Consider the following 14,988-nt stretch of genomic DNA (forward strand, 5'->3'; position numbering starts at 1 on the left):
GTAAAAGGCTGGATATGCAGGAAGACGCTCCGGAAAAAACCAAGGACGCCGCGCCCACCGGCACCCAGACGCTGTTACGTGGCTTGGGTGTGGTGCAAGCGGTGGCCAGCGGCGCCCGCGATCTCAAGGAGATTGCCCGGCTGATCGGCACCACGCGCAGCACCACCCATCGTCTGGCCAGTTGCCTGGTCGACGAGCGCTACCTGCGCGTGGTGCCGCAAGTCGGTTATCTGCTCGGGCCGAAGCTGATCGAACTGGGTTTCCAGGCGCGCGAAGAATTGCCGCTGGTGACCTTGGCCGCACCCTACCTGGACGAGTTGTCGGCATTGACCGGCGACACTGTGCACTTAGGCATTCGTGAAGGCGATGAGGTGCTGTATCTGCTGAAAAATCCGGGGCGCAACGGCCCGGAAATGCGCTCGCGGGTCGGCCATCGCATGCCGCTGGCACGCACCGGTATCGGTAAGGCGTTGATGCTCGATGACTCGCCGAAAGATTGGCAACGTCTGTACGACATCAGCCTGCCGGCAGGTGGGAAAAGTCAGTTCTGGCCGCAGCATCCCCAACAGTCGTGGGAACAGCTTGAGCAGCGCATGACCGAATACGTCGCCGGTGGCTACGCGTTCGATCTGGAGGACAACGAACCGTCGATCCGCTGCGTGGCGGCGCCGATTCGCGATGCGAGCAAGGGCATTGTGGCGGCAATCAGTATCGCCAGCACCGTGCCGTACATGCCGCTGGAAAAAATGGCCGAGCTGATTCCCCTGATCAAAGGGGTCACAGCCCGGCTATCGGCGGAACTCGGTCTAAAGATTTAAACCTTGAGGGTCGCCATGTCGATGACGAAACGGTACTTCACGTCGCCAGCGATCATGCGCGCATAAGCCTCATTGATCTGGCGGATGTCGAGCATTTCGATGTCGCAGGTGATGTTGTGTTCTGCGCAGAAATCCAGCACTTCCTGGGTTTCAGCAACGCCACCAATCAACGAGCCGGCCAATACGCGGCGGCTCATCACCAGTTTGCCAGCGTGGACCGGTGGATCGATCGGTTCGATCAGACCGACCAGAATGTGCACGCCGTCGAAGCGCAGGGTGTCGAGGTACGGGTTGAGATCGTGCTGCACCGGAATGGTGTCGAGCAGGAAGTCGAAGTAACCGGCAGCGGCTTTCATCTGCTCGCCGTCGGTGGAAACGATCACGTGATCGGCACCCTGACGGCGACCTTCTTCAGCCTTGCTCGCCGAGCGGGTGAATAGCGTGACTTCGGCGCCCATGGCCTTGGCGAATTTGATGCCCATGTGGCCGAGGCCGCCCATGCCGAGAATCCCGACTTTGTCGCCCGCTTTCACACCGTAGTGCTTGAGCGGCGAGTAGGTGGTGATACCGGCGCAGAGGATTGGCGCGGCGCTGGCTAACGCCAGTTTTTCCGGAATGCGTACGACGAAATGCTCGCTGACGACGATGCTGTCCGAATAACCGCCCATGGTGTTGCTACCATCGACACGATCCGGGGTGGCGTAGGTCATGGTCGGGCCTTCGAGGCAATATTGCTCAAGGTTCGACTGGCAGGCTTCGCAGGTGCGGCAGGAGTCGACCATGCAGCCGACGCCGACCAGATCGCCTACTTTGTGCTGGGTGACATTCGCACCGACCGCGGTGACTTTTCCGACGATCTCATGGCCGGGCATCAGCGGGTAAACGGCGATGCCCCATTCGTTGCGCGCCTGGTGGATGTCGGAGTGGCAAACGCCGCAGTAAAGAATTTCGATGGCGACGTCGTCGGCGCGCGGGCTGCGACGTTCGAACTTCATCGGGGCGAGGGGGGTGGTGGCCGATTGGGCGGCATAACCGATGGCTGTGTACATGTGAAACCTCGCAAAAGCAGGAACAAGTGAGGCGGCGCATTCTGGGCGCCGACTGTCGGTCCGACCATGACGATTCCTCCGGGTCTCATGCCTAATCCTCCGGCATACGGGGGTGATCGGTCGCATTGGCAAAAGGATCTGCGATGATGCTTTCATCCCTTGTTTTCGTGATTTTTTGTGAAGAGCAATTCGATGCAATTGACCCGTCATCTTGATGCCAATGCCCGGCTGGTTTCGCTGATCGAACCGCTGGCGCTACGCGATGGTTACAGTCGGACCGGGCTGCCCGGTGTGCAAGTGTTGCGCGCCAGTTGCGACGTCGCCCGTGGCCCGCACATTTATGAGCCGAGCCTGATGATCATCGCCCAGGGCAGCAAACTGGCGTTTCTCGGGCCGCGCACCATGGAATACGGTGCCGGGCATTACCTGATTCAGGCGCTGCCGGTGCCGTTCGAATGTGAGACCTTCGCCTTGCCGGATGCGCCGTTGCTCGGCGTGTCGGTGGCGATTGATCGGGTGTTGCTCGGTGAGCTGGTGCTGGCCATGGGGCTGGCGCCGGGGCGGCATATTCCGGCACAGACACCGGAGTCGATGACCTCGGTGGTGCTCGACGATGATATGCGTGGCTGTGTCGAACGTTTGCTCAGTTGCCTGCACGATCCGCTGGAATGCCAGATTCTCGGGCCGGCGCGGGTGCGCGAGTTGTTATTCGTCGCGTTGCGTGGGCCACAAGCGGATGTGTTGCGCGCGCTGGTTGAGCAGCAGGGGCAGTTCGCCCGGGTGGCGGCATCGATCAGTCATCTGCATGCGCATTACACCGAGCCGTTGAACGTGGAGACGCTGGCCGGTTGCGCGAATATGAGCGTGTCGACATTCCATGAACACTTCAAACGCAGCACGTTGTTGTCGCCGGTGCAGTATCTGAAGCGTTTGCGGTTATTGAAGGCGCAGACGTTGCTGGTGGCGGAAGGGCTGGGTGTGGCGCAGGTGGCGCATCGGGTGGGGTATCAGAGTACGTCGCAGTTCAGCCGCGAGTATAAGCGCTACTTCGAACGCAGCCCGGGTGACGAGCGCGCCGCCTGATTCGATGATAACTCCCACAGTAGTTTTGTGGTGTCAGAGGAATTTTGGGCAACAAAAAGGCCCCCGATTCGGGAGCCTTGATGTTCAGCGGTTCGACTTACATGTTCGGATAAGTCGGGCCGCCAGCGCCTTCCGGCGTGACCCAAGTGATGTTCTGCGAAGGGTCCTTGATGTCACAGGTCTTGCAGTGCACGCAGTTCTGGGCGTTGATCTGGAAGCGCTTCTCGCCGTCTTCCTTGGTGATCACTTCGTACACGCCGGCCGGGCAGTAGCGCTGTGCCGGTTCGTCGTACAGCGGCAGGTTCTTGCTGATCGGGATGCTCGGGTCGGTCAGCTTCAGGTGGCACGGCTGTTCTTCTTCGTGGTTGGTACCGGAGATGAACACCGAGCTGAGTTTGTCGAAGCTGAGTTTGCCGTCCGGCTTCGGATAGTCGATCTTCTTGCAGTCGGCCGCGAGCTTGAGGCAAGCGTAGTCCGGCTTGGTGTCGTGCAGGGTGAACGGCAGTTTGCCGCCGAAGATGTTCTGGTCCAGCCAGTTGAAACCGCCGCCGACGATGGCGCCGAACTTGTGGATCGCCGGGCCGAAGTTACGGCTGGCGAACAGTTCGTCGTAGAGCCAGCTCTTCTTGAACGCGTCCACATAAGTGGTCAGTTCTTCAGTGCCGTCCTTTTCCGCGAACAGTGCATCAGCCACCGATTCAGCGGCGAGCATGCCCGACTTCATCGCGGTGTGGCTGCCTTTGATCTTGGCGAAGTTCAGGGTGCCGAGGTCGCAACCGATCAGCGCGCCGCCCTTGAAGACCATTTTCGGCAGCGAGTTCAGGCCACCTTTGCAGATCGCACGGGCGCCGTAGCTGATGCGCTTGCCGCCTTCCAGATACTGAGCCAGCACCGGGTGATGCTTGAGGCGCTGGAACTCGTCGAACGGCGACAGGTAGGTGTTGCTGTAGGACAGGTCAACGATCAGACCGACCACCACCTGATTGTTTTCCAGGTGATAAAGGAACGAGCCGCCGGTGTTTTCGGTGCCCATGATGTCCAGCGGCCAGCCGGCGGTGTGCACCACCAGACCTGGCTGATGTTTGGCCGGATCGATTTCCCAGATTTCTTTCAGACCGATGCCGTAGTGCTGGGCGTCGGCATCGCTGTCGAGGTTGTAGCGCTTGATCAGTTGCTTGCCGATGTGGCCACGGCAGCCTTCGGCGAACAGCGTGTATTTGCCACGCAGTTCCATGCCCGGGGTGTACAGGCCTTCTTTCGGGTTGCCTTCGCGGTCGACGCCCAGATCACCGGTGATGATCCCGCGTACCACGCCTTGCTCGTCGATCAGCGCTTCCTGAGCAGCGAACCCCGGGTAGATTTCTACGCCAAGGTTCTCGGCCTGCTGAGCCAGCCAGCGGCACAGGTTGCCGAGGGAGATGATGTAGTTACCTTCGTTGTGCATGGTCTTGGGCACAAAGAAGTCTGGAATCTTCTGCGCGTTTTCGGCGTTTTTCAGCACGAAAATATCGTCGCGGGTGACTGGCGTGTTCAGCGGCGCGCCGAGTTCCTTCCAGTCCGGGAACAGTTCGTTCAGAGCGCGTGGTTCGAACACGGCACCGGACAGGATATGTGCGCCGACTTCGGAGCCTTTTTCGACCACGCAGACGCTGATTTCCTTACCGGCTTCGGCGGCCTTCTGCTTCAGACGGCAGGCGGCGGACAGGCCAGCGGGGCCGGCACCGACGATGACCACGTCGAATTCCATGTATTCGCGTTCCACAGGCTATCTCCTACTCAAGGCTCAACAGTTTTTTTTCTAATTTGGAGGTTTGATGTCGCATCCGCTATTCCTTTACGTTAACGTCAAGGGGAATATTGGAGAACAGACCTTTCTCTCTAGGCGGCGCATTATATCTACACCACTCCTAGCGTCCAATACAAACGTTTGTTTGAATTGGCTCCAGCCCAGAGAAATCAAAGAAGCGCGGCTTATGAATGGTCATTTTGCTGTATTGACCGGAATAGGCGTTCCGGTCAAGATACGGGCGGTTTTGCGCTCGTCGTAGGCAGACTGGTGGTTTCAAGAGCACGTCTAAAGACAGGGCACAGGCAAATAGAAGGTGATGCGTAGCGCAGTCTGGCGCGCAGTTTACACCGCGTGAGGATCAATGACTTGTCGGTCACCACTGACGAACGGTCGCACCCCTCAACGCCGTGCAATCACCTCGCACCCCGGTCGGCGTTTTTAGAGGTGCCCTTTTAGCCTGATGAGCATCAACCGCCAGGTTCGCCTAGGCGACTTTCTTTTCACCGGAGAGTAACGAGGAATCCATGAAGGTTCTTGTAGCTGTCAAACGCGTTGTGGATTACAACGTCAAGGTTCGCGTCAAGGCGGACAATTCCGGCGTCGATCTCGCCAACGTCAAGATGTCGATGAACCCGTTCTGCGAAATCGCAGTGGAAGAAGCCGTACGCCTGAAAGAGAAAGGTGTTGCGACTGAAATCGTCGTCGTCTCCATCGGCCCGACCACCGCTCAGGAGCAGCTGCGTACCGCACTGGCTCTGGGTGCCGACCGTGCCATCCTCGTCGAATCCGCTGAAGATCTGACCTCGCTCGCCGTGGCCAAGCTGCTCAAGGCTGTGGTCGACAAGGAACAGCCGCAGCTGGTGATCCTCGGCAAACAGGCCATCGACAGCGACAACAACCAGACCGGCCAGATGCTCGCGGCACTGAGCGGCTACGGTCAGGGCACGTTCGCCTCGAAAGTCGAAGTCTCTGGCGACAGCGTTGCCGTGACTCGCGAAATCGACGGCGGCGCGCAGACAGTTTCCTTGAAACTGCCGGCAATCGTCACCACTGACCTGCGTTTGAACGAGCCGCGCTATGCGTCTCTGCCAAACATCATGAAAGCCAAGAAGAAGCCTCTTGAAGTGCTGACTCCGGACGCTTTGGGCGTTTCCACCGCCTCCACCAACAAGACCCTGAAAGTCGAAGCGCCGGCGGCACGCAGCGCAGGCATCAAGGTCAAGTCGGTGGCTGAACTGGTCGAGAAACTGAAAAACGAAGCGAAGGTAATCTGACCATGACTATCTTGGTAATCGCTGAACACGACAATAAAGTGTTGGCCCCGGCCACACTGAACACCGTGGCTGCTGCTGCCAAAATCGGCGGCGACATCCACGTTCTGGTTGCAGGTCAGGGCGCTGGCGCCGTGGCGGAAGCCGCTGCGAAAATCGCTGGCGTGAGCAAAGTCCTCAACGCTGACAATGCCGCTTACGCGCATCAGTTGCCGGAAAACGTTGCTCCTCTGGTTGCAGAGCTGGGCGCTGGCTACAGCCACATCCTGGCTGCCGCTACCTCCAACGGCAAAAACATCCTGCCGCGCGTTGCTGCGCAGCTGGACGTTGACCAGATCTCCGAGATCATCTCGGTCGAAAGCGCTGACACTTTCAAGCGTCCGATCTACGCCGGTAACGCCATCGCTACCGTACAGTCGACCGCGCCAATCAAAGTGATCACCGTGCGTGCCACCGGTTTCGACCCGGTTGCTGCTGAAGGTGGTTCGGCTGCTGTTGAAGCCGTCGCTGCTGCGCACAACGCGGGCACTTCGAGCTTCGTTGGCGAGGAGCTGGCCAAGTCCGACCGTCCGGAACTGACCGCTGCCAAGATCGTCGTTTCCGGCGGCCGCGGCATGCAGAACGGCGACAACTTCAAACACCTGTACGCCCTGGCCGACAAGCTGGGCGCTGCCGTCGGTGCTTCGCGCGCCGCGGTCGACGCAGGTTTCGTACCGAACGACATGCAGGTCGGTCAGACCGGCAAGATCGTTGCGCCACAGCTGTACATCGCCGTCGGTATCTCCGGCGCGATCCAGCACTTGGCCGGTATGAAAGACTCCAAAGTGATCGTTGCGATCAACAAGGACGAAGAAGCGCCGATCTTCCAGGTGGCCGATTACGGTCTCGTGGCGGATCTGTTCGAAGCAGTACCTGAGCTGGAGAAGCTGGTCTAATCCAGCGGCTTCACTTATAAAGAGCCCGACCTTTTGGTCGGGCTTTTTTTTGTCTTGGATTTGAGTGGGAGCGTTTTGCCATGGATCTGCGTTGCGGATGGTTGTTGGGATTGGCCCTGTTGCCGGGGCTGGCGATGGCCGCCGGCAAATGCGAACGCCTCGTCGTCACCGGCAGCCCGGATGCACCGCCGTATCTGTGGCAGGACCCGCAGAATCCCAAGCAGTTGATCGGCGCCAGCGCCGACCTGTTGCAACAAGTCGCCAAAGATCTCGGCATCAAGGTCGAGTTGCTTTACGCCGGCAAACGCTCGCAAGCCCTCGACGAAGTACGTAGTGGGCGCATGGACATGCTCGCCGACGCGCCGCTGACATTCACTGAGCTGGAAAACCTCGATTACGTCTATCCGCCATTGCTGCAAAACGACTATCTGGTGTGGACACGCAAAGGCTCGACACTGGTCTACAGCGAAGCCAAAGACCTGCACGGCCACGCGGGCGCGTTGTCGGAAAAGTCTCGAATCACCCAGGCATTCGGCACTTTCGCCGAGCAGAATCTGACCCTGACCAAGACAGCCAACCTCACCCAGGCCCTGCAGAAATTGCTTCTCGGTGAAGTCGAATATGTACTCGCCGGGCGCTACTCGGGCATGGCCGGCGCGCAGGCGTTGGGTATGGCCAATGATCTGCTGGCGTTCGAGCAACCCATCGACCGCCCGGGCCTGTTCCTCGCGGTTTCGCATAACTCGGCGTGCAACGATCCGTGGTTGCGCGGACAGCTAGCCAAAAAGATGACAGAATTGCCCGCGTCCGGACTGACGGAAGCCGCGCTGCAACGCAATATCGAGCGCTGGAAGGCGCAGCAGCAACAGCCGCAACCACCTGTCAGTGCCCCAAAACAGTAGGGATTCTTAGTGAGTATTCGACCTCTTTTCGCGGCTGTGGCCGTTCTGGCTCTGGCCGGTTGCGCAACCGATCCGGCACCCAATGAACAAATGCGCCTGACCGAGCAAGCCATCACCCAGGCCAAAGCTGTTGGCGCCACCGCCGACGAAGTGCCGGAAATGAAACTGGCCGAAACCAAATACAACCGCGCCAAAGGCAACATGGCTGACGAGTCCTACCGCAACGCACGCATGCGTTCGGAACAGGCTGAACTGGATGCACGTCTGGCCGAAGCCAAAGTGCTGACGCAAAAAAGTCAAGAACAGCTGAATGTGCTGAACACCCGTATCGTCCGACTGCGCAAGCAACTGGGAGATGCCCAATGAGCCTCAAGTCGAAACTTCTCGGCGGCCTGATCCTCGCCGGGTGTGTCAGCCTGTACGGCTGCGCCGGCCAGCACAGCGAATCCGCGCTGCAAGAAGCCAGTGCCGATTTCCAGAAGGTCAAGGAAGACTCCAATGTGCTGCGCATCGCGCCGAAAGACGTGATCCGCGCCGGTGAGTCGCTGGCCCGTGCCGATCGCCTGTCGACCTATTGGGGCAGCGGTTCGGACGTGGTGCATTACGCCTACCTGAGCCAGCGCTACAGCGAAATCGCCCGCGAGCACACCAATCAGGTGCTCAACGAAGAGCGCGCGGCGAAACTGGAACTGGATCGCCAGCGCTTGCAACTGGCCTTGCGTGAATCGAAGTTGCTCAGCGTGCAGCAACAGGGCAAATGGCTGGAAGAACAGATCGTAGCACTGGCCACCACGCAGACTGACCGGGGTCTGGTTATGACGCTCGGCGACGTGCTGTTCGATACCGGTGAAGCGGAGCTGAAAAACTCGGCCAACCGTGTCGTCCTGAAAATCGTGCAGTTCCTGCAACTGAACCCGAAACGCGTGGTGCGCATCGAGGGCTACACCGACAGCACCGGCGGCAAACAGGAAAACCTCAAGCTGTCTCGTGACCGCGCGCAATCGGTCGCCGACGTGTTGATGGATCTGGGCATCGACGACAAACGCATTCAGGTCGAAGGTTACGGCGACGAATACCCGGTGGACGCCAACGCTTCCGAGCGCGGACGGGCACAGAATCGTCGGGTTGAGATTGTCTTCTCCGATGAAAAAGGCCAGCTCGGCGCCGCCCGTTAAGGGTTGCGTCTCTGGAAAGCCCGGACTGTCATGCAGTGCCGGGCTTTTTTACGTCTGTCGAATGGCCCACAAATCAGTACAGTCAGGGGCAGACACCGCACTGTATGGTCGAGTAATGTAGCAACTGTCCCAGTACACTTCCAAACTGTTCCGGTATTGTTTCACACAAGAATAAAATGCCCGTGAAATCGAGTGCTGCGTCATGACCAATCTCTTGCTCTACCAACGTATTGCTCAGCAACTGGCCGAAGACATCCGCCGTGGTGTCTATCAACCGGGGGAGCGCGTGCCTTCGGTGCGCAAGATGAGTTCGCAGCTCAACGTCAGCCATGCGACGGTGTTGCAGGCTTACGCCAATCTCGAAGATCAGGGCTTGATTCGGGCGCGCCCGCAGTCCGGTTATTACGTGCATCAGACCCCCGCGCTGACTGCGCCGACGCCGGACATTGCCCGGGTCGAACGGCCGGGGCTGGTCACCCGCAGCAGCATCATTCAACAGGTTCTGGTCGAATCACGCCGCGAAGGCGTGTTCCCGCTGGGTGCGGCCGTGCCGAGTGTCGATTACCTGCCGGTGCGCGCACTGCATCAGCAACTGGCCAAGGTCACCCGCTTCCATAGTCCGCGTGCTTTCAGCTACATGTTCAGCCCCGGTTTTGAGCCGCTGCGCCGGCAAGTGGCGATCCGCATGCGCGACGCCGGTGTGGTGGTCGATCCGTCGGAAGTGGTGATCACCCACGGTTGTGTCGACGCCTTGCAGATGTCGTTGCGCGTACTGACCCGGCCTGGTGATCTGATCGCCGCCGAATCGCCAACCTATTACGGTTTGCTGCAACTGGCCGATCTGCTCGGCCTGAAAGTTATCGAGATTCCGAGCGATCCCGCCACCGGCATGAGCCTTGAGGCTCTGCAACTGGCTGCCAACCAATGGTCGATCAAAGCGCTGGTGCTGACCACGCGCCTGAGCAATCCGCTGGGCGGCACCATGCCCGAAGAGCGGCAGAAGCAGTTGCTGCGGTTGGCTTCGGATTTCGACATCCAGATTGTCGAAGATGATATCTACGGCGAACTGATGTTCGAGCAAGGCAAAACCAAAGCGCTCAAGGCTTATGACCGACTGGACCGGGTGATCTACTGTTCAAGCTTCTCCAAGACCCTGTCACCCGGTGTGCGCATCGGCTGGATGATCGCCGGCAAGTACCAGCAGGAAATCCAGCGCTTGCAGACCTTCAGCACCCACTCGGCGTGCAGCGTGACGCAAATGGCGATTGCCGCCTATCTGGAAAACGGCGGTTATGACCGGCATTTACGGTACATCCGCCAGGAATACCGGAAAAACCTCAGCGCCTTCCAGTTGGCGGTGCAGCAGTACTTCCCCGAAGGCACGCAAATGACCCGGCCCACGGGCGGTTTCATCCTTTGGGTGAGCTTGCCGGGGAGGGTCAATACGCAAGAATTGCATGTGCGTGCGTTGCAGCAGGGCATCAGCATTGCGCCGGGACTGATCTTCAGTAATACCGAGCAGTTCAACCACTGTATCCGCCTCAACTGCGGGATTCCGTGGAACCGCGAGGCGGAGCGGGCGCTGATGACCCTGGGGATGCTGGCGACGCAACTGTGTCAGGAAACTGCTGGCGGATTCTGAACGAGCGCTGGCTGATGCTTGTCTTGTGGCGCCCAACAAGCGAGCATATGGCCCTCTGCCGTTAGTGTCGTTGGGTCCATGAAAGCGATTTTTCCTGCTGCTTGGGTTTTGTTGGGTTTGCTGATGATCGGTCATGCGCCTGGCGCCGTGGCCGCTGCGGTTCAGGAAAAACCGGCTGCGACGAGCCCCGCGAAAAAAAATCCACCTGTGCAGAAAGCCGCTACGGCGAAGAAAACCCAGCAAAAAGTCATCAAGAAGCGTAAGCCGGTCGCCTCGAAATCAAAACCCGCCAGCGAAGTGGTGAAAACCAAATTGCCGCCGGCCAGACTCGATCTGAGCCTGCCCAAGGACATGGTTCAGGAGTTGAAGCCCAAAGGCACGGTTGAGTTGCCCAAGCGCGAGCCGATCCTGCCGCAGATGTTTGGCGAAAAAAACAACGGATTCCAGCTCAACGGCCGCTTGCTCAGCAATGAAATGCAGTTGCAGCTGCGTAACGAAGAGCGCCGCGAAGTCGAAGGCGCAGCACTGGATTTCGAATTCAAACAGTAAATCCAGACCATCTGTGACCCGCAGACCAGACGCTTTGTCGGAGACTGGTCAGTCACATTCAGTTATCGGTGAAAACCCCGGTTCCGGGAATTTGAAACAGCCGTTTTAGCGGTTACTCTGTTCCGCGTCCCTTTTACACATTGCCCGTCGCGAGGAATTGTTCGTCATGAAATGCCGTGAAGGCTGTGGCGCTTGCTGCATTGCCCCATCGATCAGTTCGCCGATTCCCGGCATGCCTGATGGCAAACCTGCCGGCGAACGTTGCGTGCAGCTCTCGGTCGAAAACCTGTGCAGCATTTTCGGCCGCCCTGAGCGCCCGGCAGTCTGTTCCGGCTTCGCAGCGGATGTCGAAGTCTGTGGCAGCAGCTCGGAAGAAGCGATCAGATTGATCGGCTGGTGGGAGCAGATGACGGCGGCGTGATGTGTCAAACGAACGGAACTTCAACAATAAGGAATAAGACTATGGGTTCGCTGCATCGTATCGCTGTGTTGTGTGGTTTGACCGCTGTGCTGGCCACGTCCGTCGCCCAGGCTGAAGACTGGAAAGTCGCCAAGAACGAGGACGGCATCAAGGTTTCCCTGAGTGAAGTGCCGGGCTCGGACTACAAGTCCTACCAAGGCGTTGCGCTGATGAAAACCACCGTTGCCAAACTGCGCGCACTGCAGGAAGACGTCTCCGGCGCCTGCGCCTGGATTCACGAGTGCAAGACCCAGAAACTGCTCAAGCACGAAGGCGACAAGAGCTGGACCTACACCCAGTTCAACACCCCTTGGCCAGTCACCCCGCGTGACTCGGTGATCGAAGTCACCACCGTCGAAGGCGCCGACGGCAGCTTGACCCGCAACCTCAAAGGTCTGCCGACGTACGTTCCTGAAGAAAAAGGCTTTGTCCGCGTGCAGCAGGTCAAAGGCTTCTGGAAGTTCGTACCGAAGGGCGACCAGGTTGAAGTCACTTATCAAGTGCACACCGAACCAGGTGGCAGCGTGCCAGCAATGGTTGCCAACAAATTTGTCGTCGATGCTCCGTTCAACACCCTCAAAGCTTTGAAAGAACGCGCCGAGAAGTAATCGGCCCGCGTTCAGCGAAACGCCCCGAACAAGTCGGGGCGTTTTGTTTTGTATCTATATTGTGTTTCCAGATATGCGTTGCACGAAATTTTCACAAAGTGTTCCTGACAATTCGCCCGCGCTGTTTGCCCGCTGCCATAAATGAAAGTGTCTGGCGGTGGGGCAGTAATCAATGGCAATGGTGCGGGTGATCGTGCAACATTTGCGCACCGCGCAAGCCCCGGGGTCTGGAATGACCAATAGAGGGCATGGCGCCGCTGTATTTTTGCAACTTCAACTTCCAATGGGTCCTAAAACGACATGGCAAACCCGGACGCCCTGAATCAGCAGCGATCTTCTGCTCGCCTGCTGCAACCGACCGTCAAATCGCATCTGGCCTACACGCTGCTTTGCGCGCTGGTCATGATGGTGATGTTTTCCGTGCTGCGCCTCGCGCTGCTGGTCTACAACCGCGAGATGATCCTCGACACCCCGGCTTCGACTTTCCTTGAAGCCTTCGCCAACGGCCTGCGTTTCGACCTGCGTCTGGTGGTTTACGTGTGCATTCCGCTGGTGCTGGCGCTGTTCAGTGCGCGCGCCATGGCTGCACGCGGTTTCTTCCGTCTGTGGCTGACGATCGCCTCGAGCATTGCGCTGTTTCTCGGCCTGATGGAGATGGATTTCTACCGCGAGTTCCACCAGCGCCTCAACGGTCTGGTGTTCCAGTATGTGAAAGAAGACCCGAAAACCGTGATGAGCATGCTCTGGTACGGTTTCCCGGTGGTTCGCTATCTGCTGGCATGGGTCATCGGCACCGTCATCCTGACACTGGCGTTCAAAGGCGCCGACCGTGCCACGCGTCCGCGCGGTCCTTTCAGCGGCGGTAGCGTCAGCACCCGTCAGGTGGCGCCGTGGTACACCCGTCTTGCGGTATTTGTGGTCTGCCTGCTGATCTGCGTGGTTGCCGCCCGTGGCACTCTGCGTCAAGGCCCGCCAATGCGTTGGGGTGACGTGTACACCACCGATTCGAACTTCGCCAACCAGCTCGGCCTTAATGCCACGCTGTCACTGATCGAGGCCGCCAAGTCCCGCATGGGCGAGGATCGCGACAATATCTGGAAAGCCACGTTACCGCAGGAGCAAGCGCAGAAAGTCGTGCGCGACATGCTGCTGCTGCCGGATGACAAACTGGTCGATGCCGATATTGCCGCCGTGCGCCGTGATTACACGCCGCCGACCGACAAGACCCTGCCGATCAAGAACGTTGTGGTGATCCTGATGGAAAGCATGGCCGGTCACTCGGTCGGTGCATTGGGCGCGCCAGGCAACATCACGCCATACCTGGACAAACTGTCGAAGGAAGGCCTGTTGTTCGACCGCTTCTTCTCCAACGGTACGCACACTCACCAGGGCATGTTCGCGACCATGGCCTGCTTCCCCAACCTGCCAGGTTTCGAATACCTGATGCAGACCCCGGAAGGCAGCCACAAGTTGTCCGGCCTGCCGCAGGTGCTCAGCGCCCGTGATTACGACGACGTGTACGTCTACAACGGCGACTTCGCCTGGGACAACCAGTCTGGGTTCTTCAGCAACCAGGGCATGACCAACTTCGTTGGCCGTAATGACTTCGTCAACCCGGTGTTCTCCGATCCGACCTGGGGCGTGTCCGACCAGGACATGTTCGACCGTGGCCTGCAAGAGCTTAAAGCACGCGAAAACGGCAAGCCGTTCTATGCGCTGCTGCAAACCCTGTCCAACCACACGCCATACGCCTTGCCGACGCCATTGCCGGTCGAGCGCGTGACCGATCGTGGCAGCCTCAACGAACACTTGACCGCCATGCGCTACTCCGACTGGGCGCTGGGTCAGTTCTTCGAGAAGGCGCGCAAAGAGCCGTACTTCAAGGAAACGCTGTTCGTCATCGTCGGCGACCACGGTTTCGGTAACGAACGCCAGATCACCGAAATGGACCTGGGTCGCTTCAACGTGCCGATGCTGATGATTGCGCCGGGCATTCAGGAGAAGTTCGGTACCCGTGACCACACCGTGGGTACGCAGATCGACATCGTGCCGACCATCATGGGCCGTCTCGGTGGCGAAGTGCGTCACCAGTGCTGGGGCCGTGACTTGCTCAACCTGCCTGAAGGCGACACCGGTTTCGGTGTGATCAAGCCGTCGGGCAGCGAGCAGACCACTGCCATCGTCACCGCTGACCAGATTCTGGTGTTGCCGAGAGACAAGGACATGGGGCCGAAGATGTGGCAGTACCAGTTGGGTGCCAACCCGCACGCCGAAGTCGTTCCGAATGCACCGCGTACCGCCGAGTTGAAACTCAAGCTGGAAGCGTTCCTGCAAACGGCGACCAAAAGCCTGATGGATAACACCGCTGGCGTGATTCACGGCAAGCCGGATTGATCGCTTGCCGACAATAAAATCCGCGCAATAAAAAAGAGGCCCTGAACAGGGCCTCTTTCTTTTTACGCTTGAAGCGTTATATCCGACCGAGTAACAGCAGGACCAACAGCACCACCAACACCACGCCGATAATGCCCGATGGACCGTAACCCCAACTTCTGGAGTGCGGGAAGACCGGCAGACCACCGATCAGCAACAGGATCAGGATAATGATTAGAATTGTGCCCATGTCGATTTCCTTGTTGATAGTGTTCGAGAAGTCTTGGTATTCAAGGGCGACTGGAGACTAAGTAATTCCAGACGGCTTACAAAT

General features: G+C 58.8%; 15 protein-coding genes. 12 read left to right on the forward strand and 3 right to left on the reverse strand.

Features of this window, described 5'->3' with window-relative positions:
* The first annotated feature begins 14 nt into the window (after window positions 1-14).
* Entirely contained in the window at window positions 15-818 is an 804-nt protein-coding gene (locus ACOYXE_RS01640) for an IclR family transcriptional regulator (protein WP_158960093.1), read from the forward strand.
* Here the strand turns inward: ACOYXE_RS01640 and ACOYXE_RS01645 are convergent.
* Window positions 815-1,867 (reverse strand): NAD(P)-dependent alcohol dehydrogenase, encoded by a 1,053-nt coding sequence (locus ACOYXE_RS01645; RefSeq protein WP_160058986.1) that lies wholly within the window; start codon window positions 1,865-1,867, stop codon window positions 815-817. The genes ACOYXE_RS01640 and ACOYXE_RS01645 overlap by 4 nt on opposite strands.
* Window positions 1,868-2,059: 192 nt before the next feature.
* Between ACOYXE_RS01645 and ACOYXE_RS01650 the strand changes: the two genes are divergently transcribed.
* Complete coding sequence (locus ACOYXE_RS01650; protein WP_160058985.1) at window positions 2,060-2,950, forward strand: AraC family transcriptional regulator; 891 nt, start codon at window positions 2,060-2,062, stop codon at window positions 2,948-2,950.
* 97 nt (window positions 2,951-3,047) lie between these two features.
* On the opposite strand, the gene ACOYXE_RS01655 is transcribed toward ACOYXE_RS01650, so the two are convergent.
* On the reverse strand, window positions 3,048-4,712 hold the full coding sequence (locus tag ACOYXE_RS01655) for an electron transfer flavoprotein-ubiquinone oxidoreductase (RefSeq protein WP_016985998.1): 1,665 nt from the start codon (window positions 4,710-4,712) through the stop codon (window positions 3,048-3,050).
* Between the two features lie 551 nt (window positions 4,713-5,263).
* Between ACOYXE_RS01655 and ACOYXE_RS01660 the strand changes: the two genes are divergently transcribed.
* From ACOYXE_RS01660 to ACOYXE_RS01705, 10 genes are all read left to right on the forward strand, one after another.
* A complete protein-coding gene (locus tag ACOYXE_RS01660) occupies window positions 5,264-6,013 on the forward strand; it encodes an electron transfer flavoprotein subunit beta/FixA family protein (protein ID WP_007908338.1) in 750 nt (249 codons plus the stop codon).
* A 2-nt stretch (window positions 6,014-6,015) separates the two neighbouring features.
* The gene (locus ACOYXE_RS01665; RefSeq protein WP_127929312.1) at window positions 6,016-6,945 is read left to right on the forward strand and encodes an electron transfer flavoprotein subunit alpha/FixB family protein; all 930 of its coding nucleotides are present in this window, start codon (window positions 6,016-6,018) and stop codon (window positions 6,943-6,945) included.
* An 80-nt stretch (window positions 6,946-7,025) separates the two neighbouring features.
* Window positions 7,026-7,847 carry a substrate-binding periplasmic protein gene (locus ACOYXE_RS01670; protein WP_405123098.1) on the forward strand — a complete coding sequence of 274 codons (822 nt, stop codon included), beginning with the start codon at window positions 7,026-7,028 and terminating at the stop codon, window positions 7,845-7,847.
* Window positions 7,848-7,856: 9 nt separating this feature from the next.
* Window positions 7,857-8,213, forward strand: coding sequence for a DUF4398 domain-containing protein (locus ACOYXE_RS01675; protein ID WP_174244473.1), 357 nt, complete (start codon window positions 7,857-7,859; stop codon window positions 8,211-8,213).
* Entirely contained in the window at window positions 8,210-9,022 is an 813-nt protein-coding gene (locus ACOYXE_RS01680; RefSeq protein ID WP_405123099.1) for an OmpA family protein, read from the forward strand. The genes ACOYXE_RS01675 and ACOYXE_RS01680 overlap by 4 nt, the downstream gene beginning before the upstream one ends.
* Window positions 9,023-9,224: 202 nt before the next feature.
* Window positions 9,225-10,664 carry an aminotransferase-like domain-containing protein gene (locus ACOYXE_RS01685; RefSeq protein WP_007908347.1) on the forward strand — a complete coding sequence of 480 codons (1,440 nt, stop codon included), beginning with the start codon at window positions 9,225-9,227 and terminating at the stop codon, window positions 10,662-10,664.
* A gap of 78 nt (window positions 10,665-10,742) precedes the next feature.
* Complete coding sequence (locus tag ACOYXE_RS01690) at window positions 10,743-11,213, forward strand: translation initiation factor 2 (protein ID WP_160058982.1); 471 nt, start codon at window positions 10,743-10,745, stop codon at window positions 11,211-11,213.
* Window positions 11,214-11,379: 166 nt separating this feature from the next.
* On the forward strand, window positions 11,380-11,634 hold the full coding sequence (locus ACOYXE_RS01695; RefSeq protein WP_007908349.1) for a YkgJ family cysteine cluster protein: 255 nt from the start codon (window positions 11,380-11,382) through the stop codon (window positions 11,632-11,634).
* A gap of 41 nt (window positions 11,635-11,675) precedes the next feature.
* Window positions 11,676-12,281, forward strand: coding sequence for an START domain-containing protein (locus ACOYXE_RS01700; protein WP_236427518.1), 606 nt, complete (start codon window positions 11,676-11,678; stop codon window positions 12,279-12,281).
* A 300-nt stretch (window positions 12,282-12,581) separates the two neighbouring features.
* On the forward strand, window positions 12,582-14,675 hold the full coding sequence (locus ACOYXE_RS01705; protein WP_160058979.1) for an LTA synthase family protein: 2,094 nt from the start codon (window positions 12,582-12,584) through the stop codon (window positions 14,673-14,675).
* A gap of 76 nt (window positions 14,676-14,751) precedes the next feature.
* Here ACOYXE_RS01705 and ACOYXE_RS01710 read toward each other — a convergent pair whose 3' ends face one another.
* Entirely contained in the window at window positions 14,752-14,910 is a 159-nt protein-coding gene (locus ACOYXE_RS01710) for a DUF3309 family protein (RefSeq protein ID WP_169432680.1), read from the reverse strand.
* Window positions 14,911-14,988: the final 78 nt, after the last annotated feature.

It is taken from the genome of Pseudomonas sp. MC6 (assembly GCF_054790575.1).

Bases quoted from the DNA above. Each gene is read 5' to 3' on its own strand.
- ACOYXE_RS01650 (WP_160058985.1), top strand. From the start codon at position 2,060: ATGCAATTGACCCGTCATCTTGATGCCAATGCCCGGCTGGTTTCGCTG.
- ACOYXE_RS01640 (WP_158960093.1), top strand. From the start codon at position 15: ATGCAGGAAGACGCTCCGGAAAAAACCAAGGACGCCGCGCCCACCGGC.
- ACOYXE_RS01690 (WP_160058982.1), top strand. From the start codon at position 10,743: ATGAAAGCGATTTTTCCTGCTGCTTGGGTTTTGTTGGGTTTGCTGATG.
- ACOYXE_RS01705 (WP_160058979.1), top strand. From the start codon at position 12,582: ATGGCAAACCCGGACGCCCTGAATCAGCAGCGATCTTCTGCTCGCCTG.
- ACOYXE_RS01695 (WP_007908349.1), top strand. From the start codon at position 11,380: ATGAAATGCCGTGAAGGCTGTGGCGCTTGCTGCATTGCCCCATCGATC.
- ACOYXE_RS01665 (WP_127929312.1), top strand. From the start codon at position 6,016: ATGACTATCTTGGTAATCGCTGAACACGACAATAAAGTGTTGGCCCCG.
- ACOYXE_RS01680 (WP_405123099.1), top strand. From the start codon at position 8,210: ATGAGCCTCAAGTCGAAACTTCTCGGCGGCCTGATCCTCGCCGGGTGT.
- ACOYXE_RS01645 (WP_160058986.1), bottom strand. From the start codon at position 1,867: ATGTACACAGCCATCGGTTATGCCGCCCAATCGGCCACCACCCCCCTC.
- ACOYXE_RS01700 (WP_236427518.1), top strand. From the start codon at position 11,676: ATGGGTTCGCTGCATCGTATCGCTGTGTTGTGTGGTTTGACCGCTGTG.
- ACOYXE_RS01670 (WP_405123098.1), top strand. From the start codon at position 7,026: ATGGATCTGCGTTGCGGATGGTTGTTGGGATTGGCCCTGTTGCCGGGG.
- ACOYXE_RS01660 (WP_007908338.1), top strand. From the start codon at position 5,264: ATGAAGGTTCTTGTAGCTGTCAAACGCGTTGTGGATTACAACGTCAAG.
- ACOYXE_RS01685 (WP_007908347.1), top strand. From the start codon at position 9,225: ATGACCAATCTCTTGCTCTACCAACGTATTGCTCAGCAACTGGCCGAA.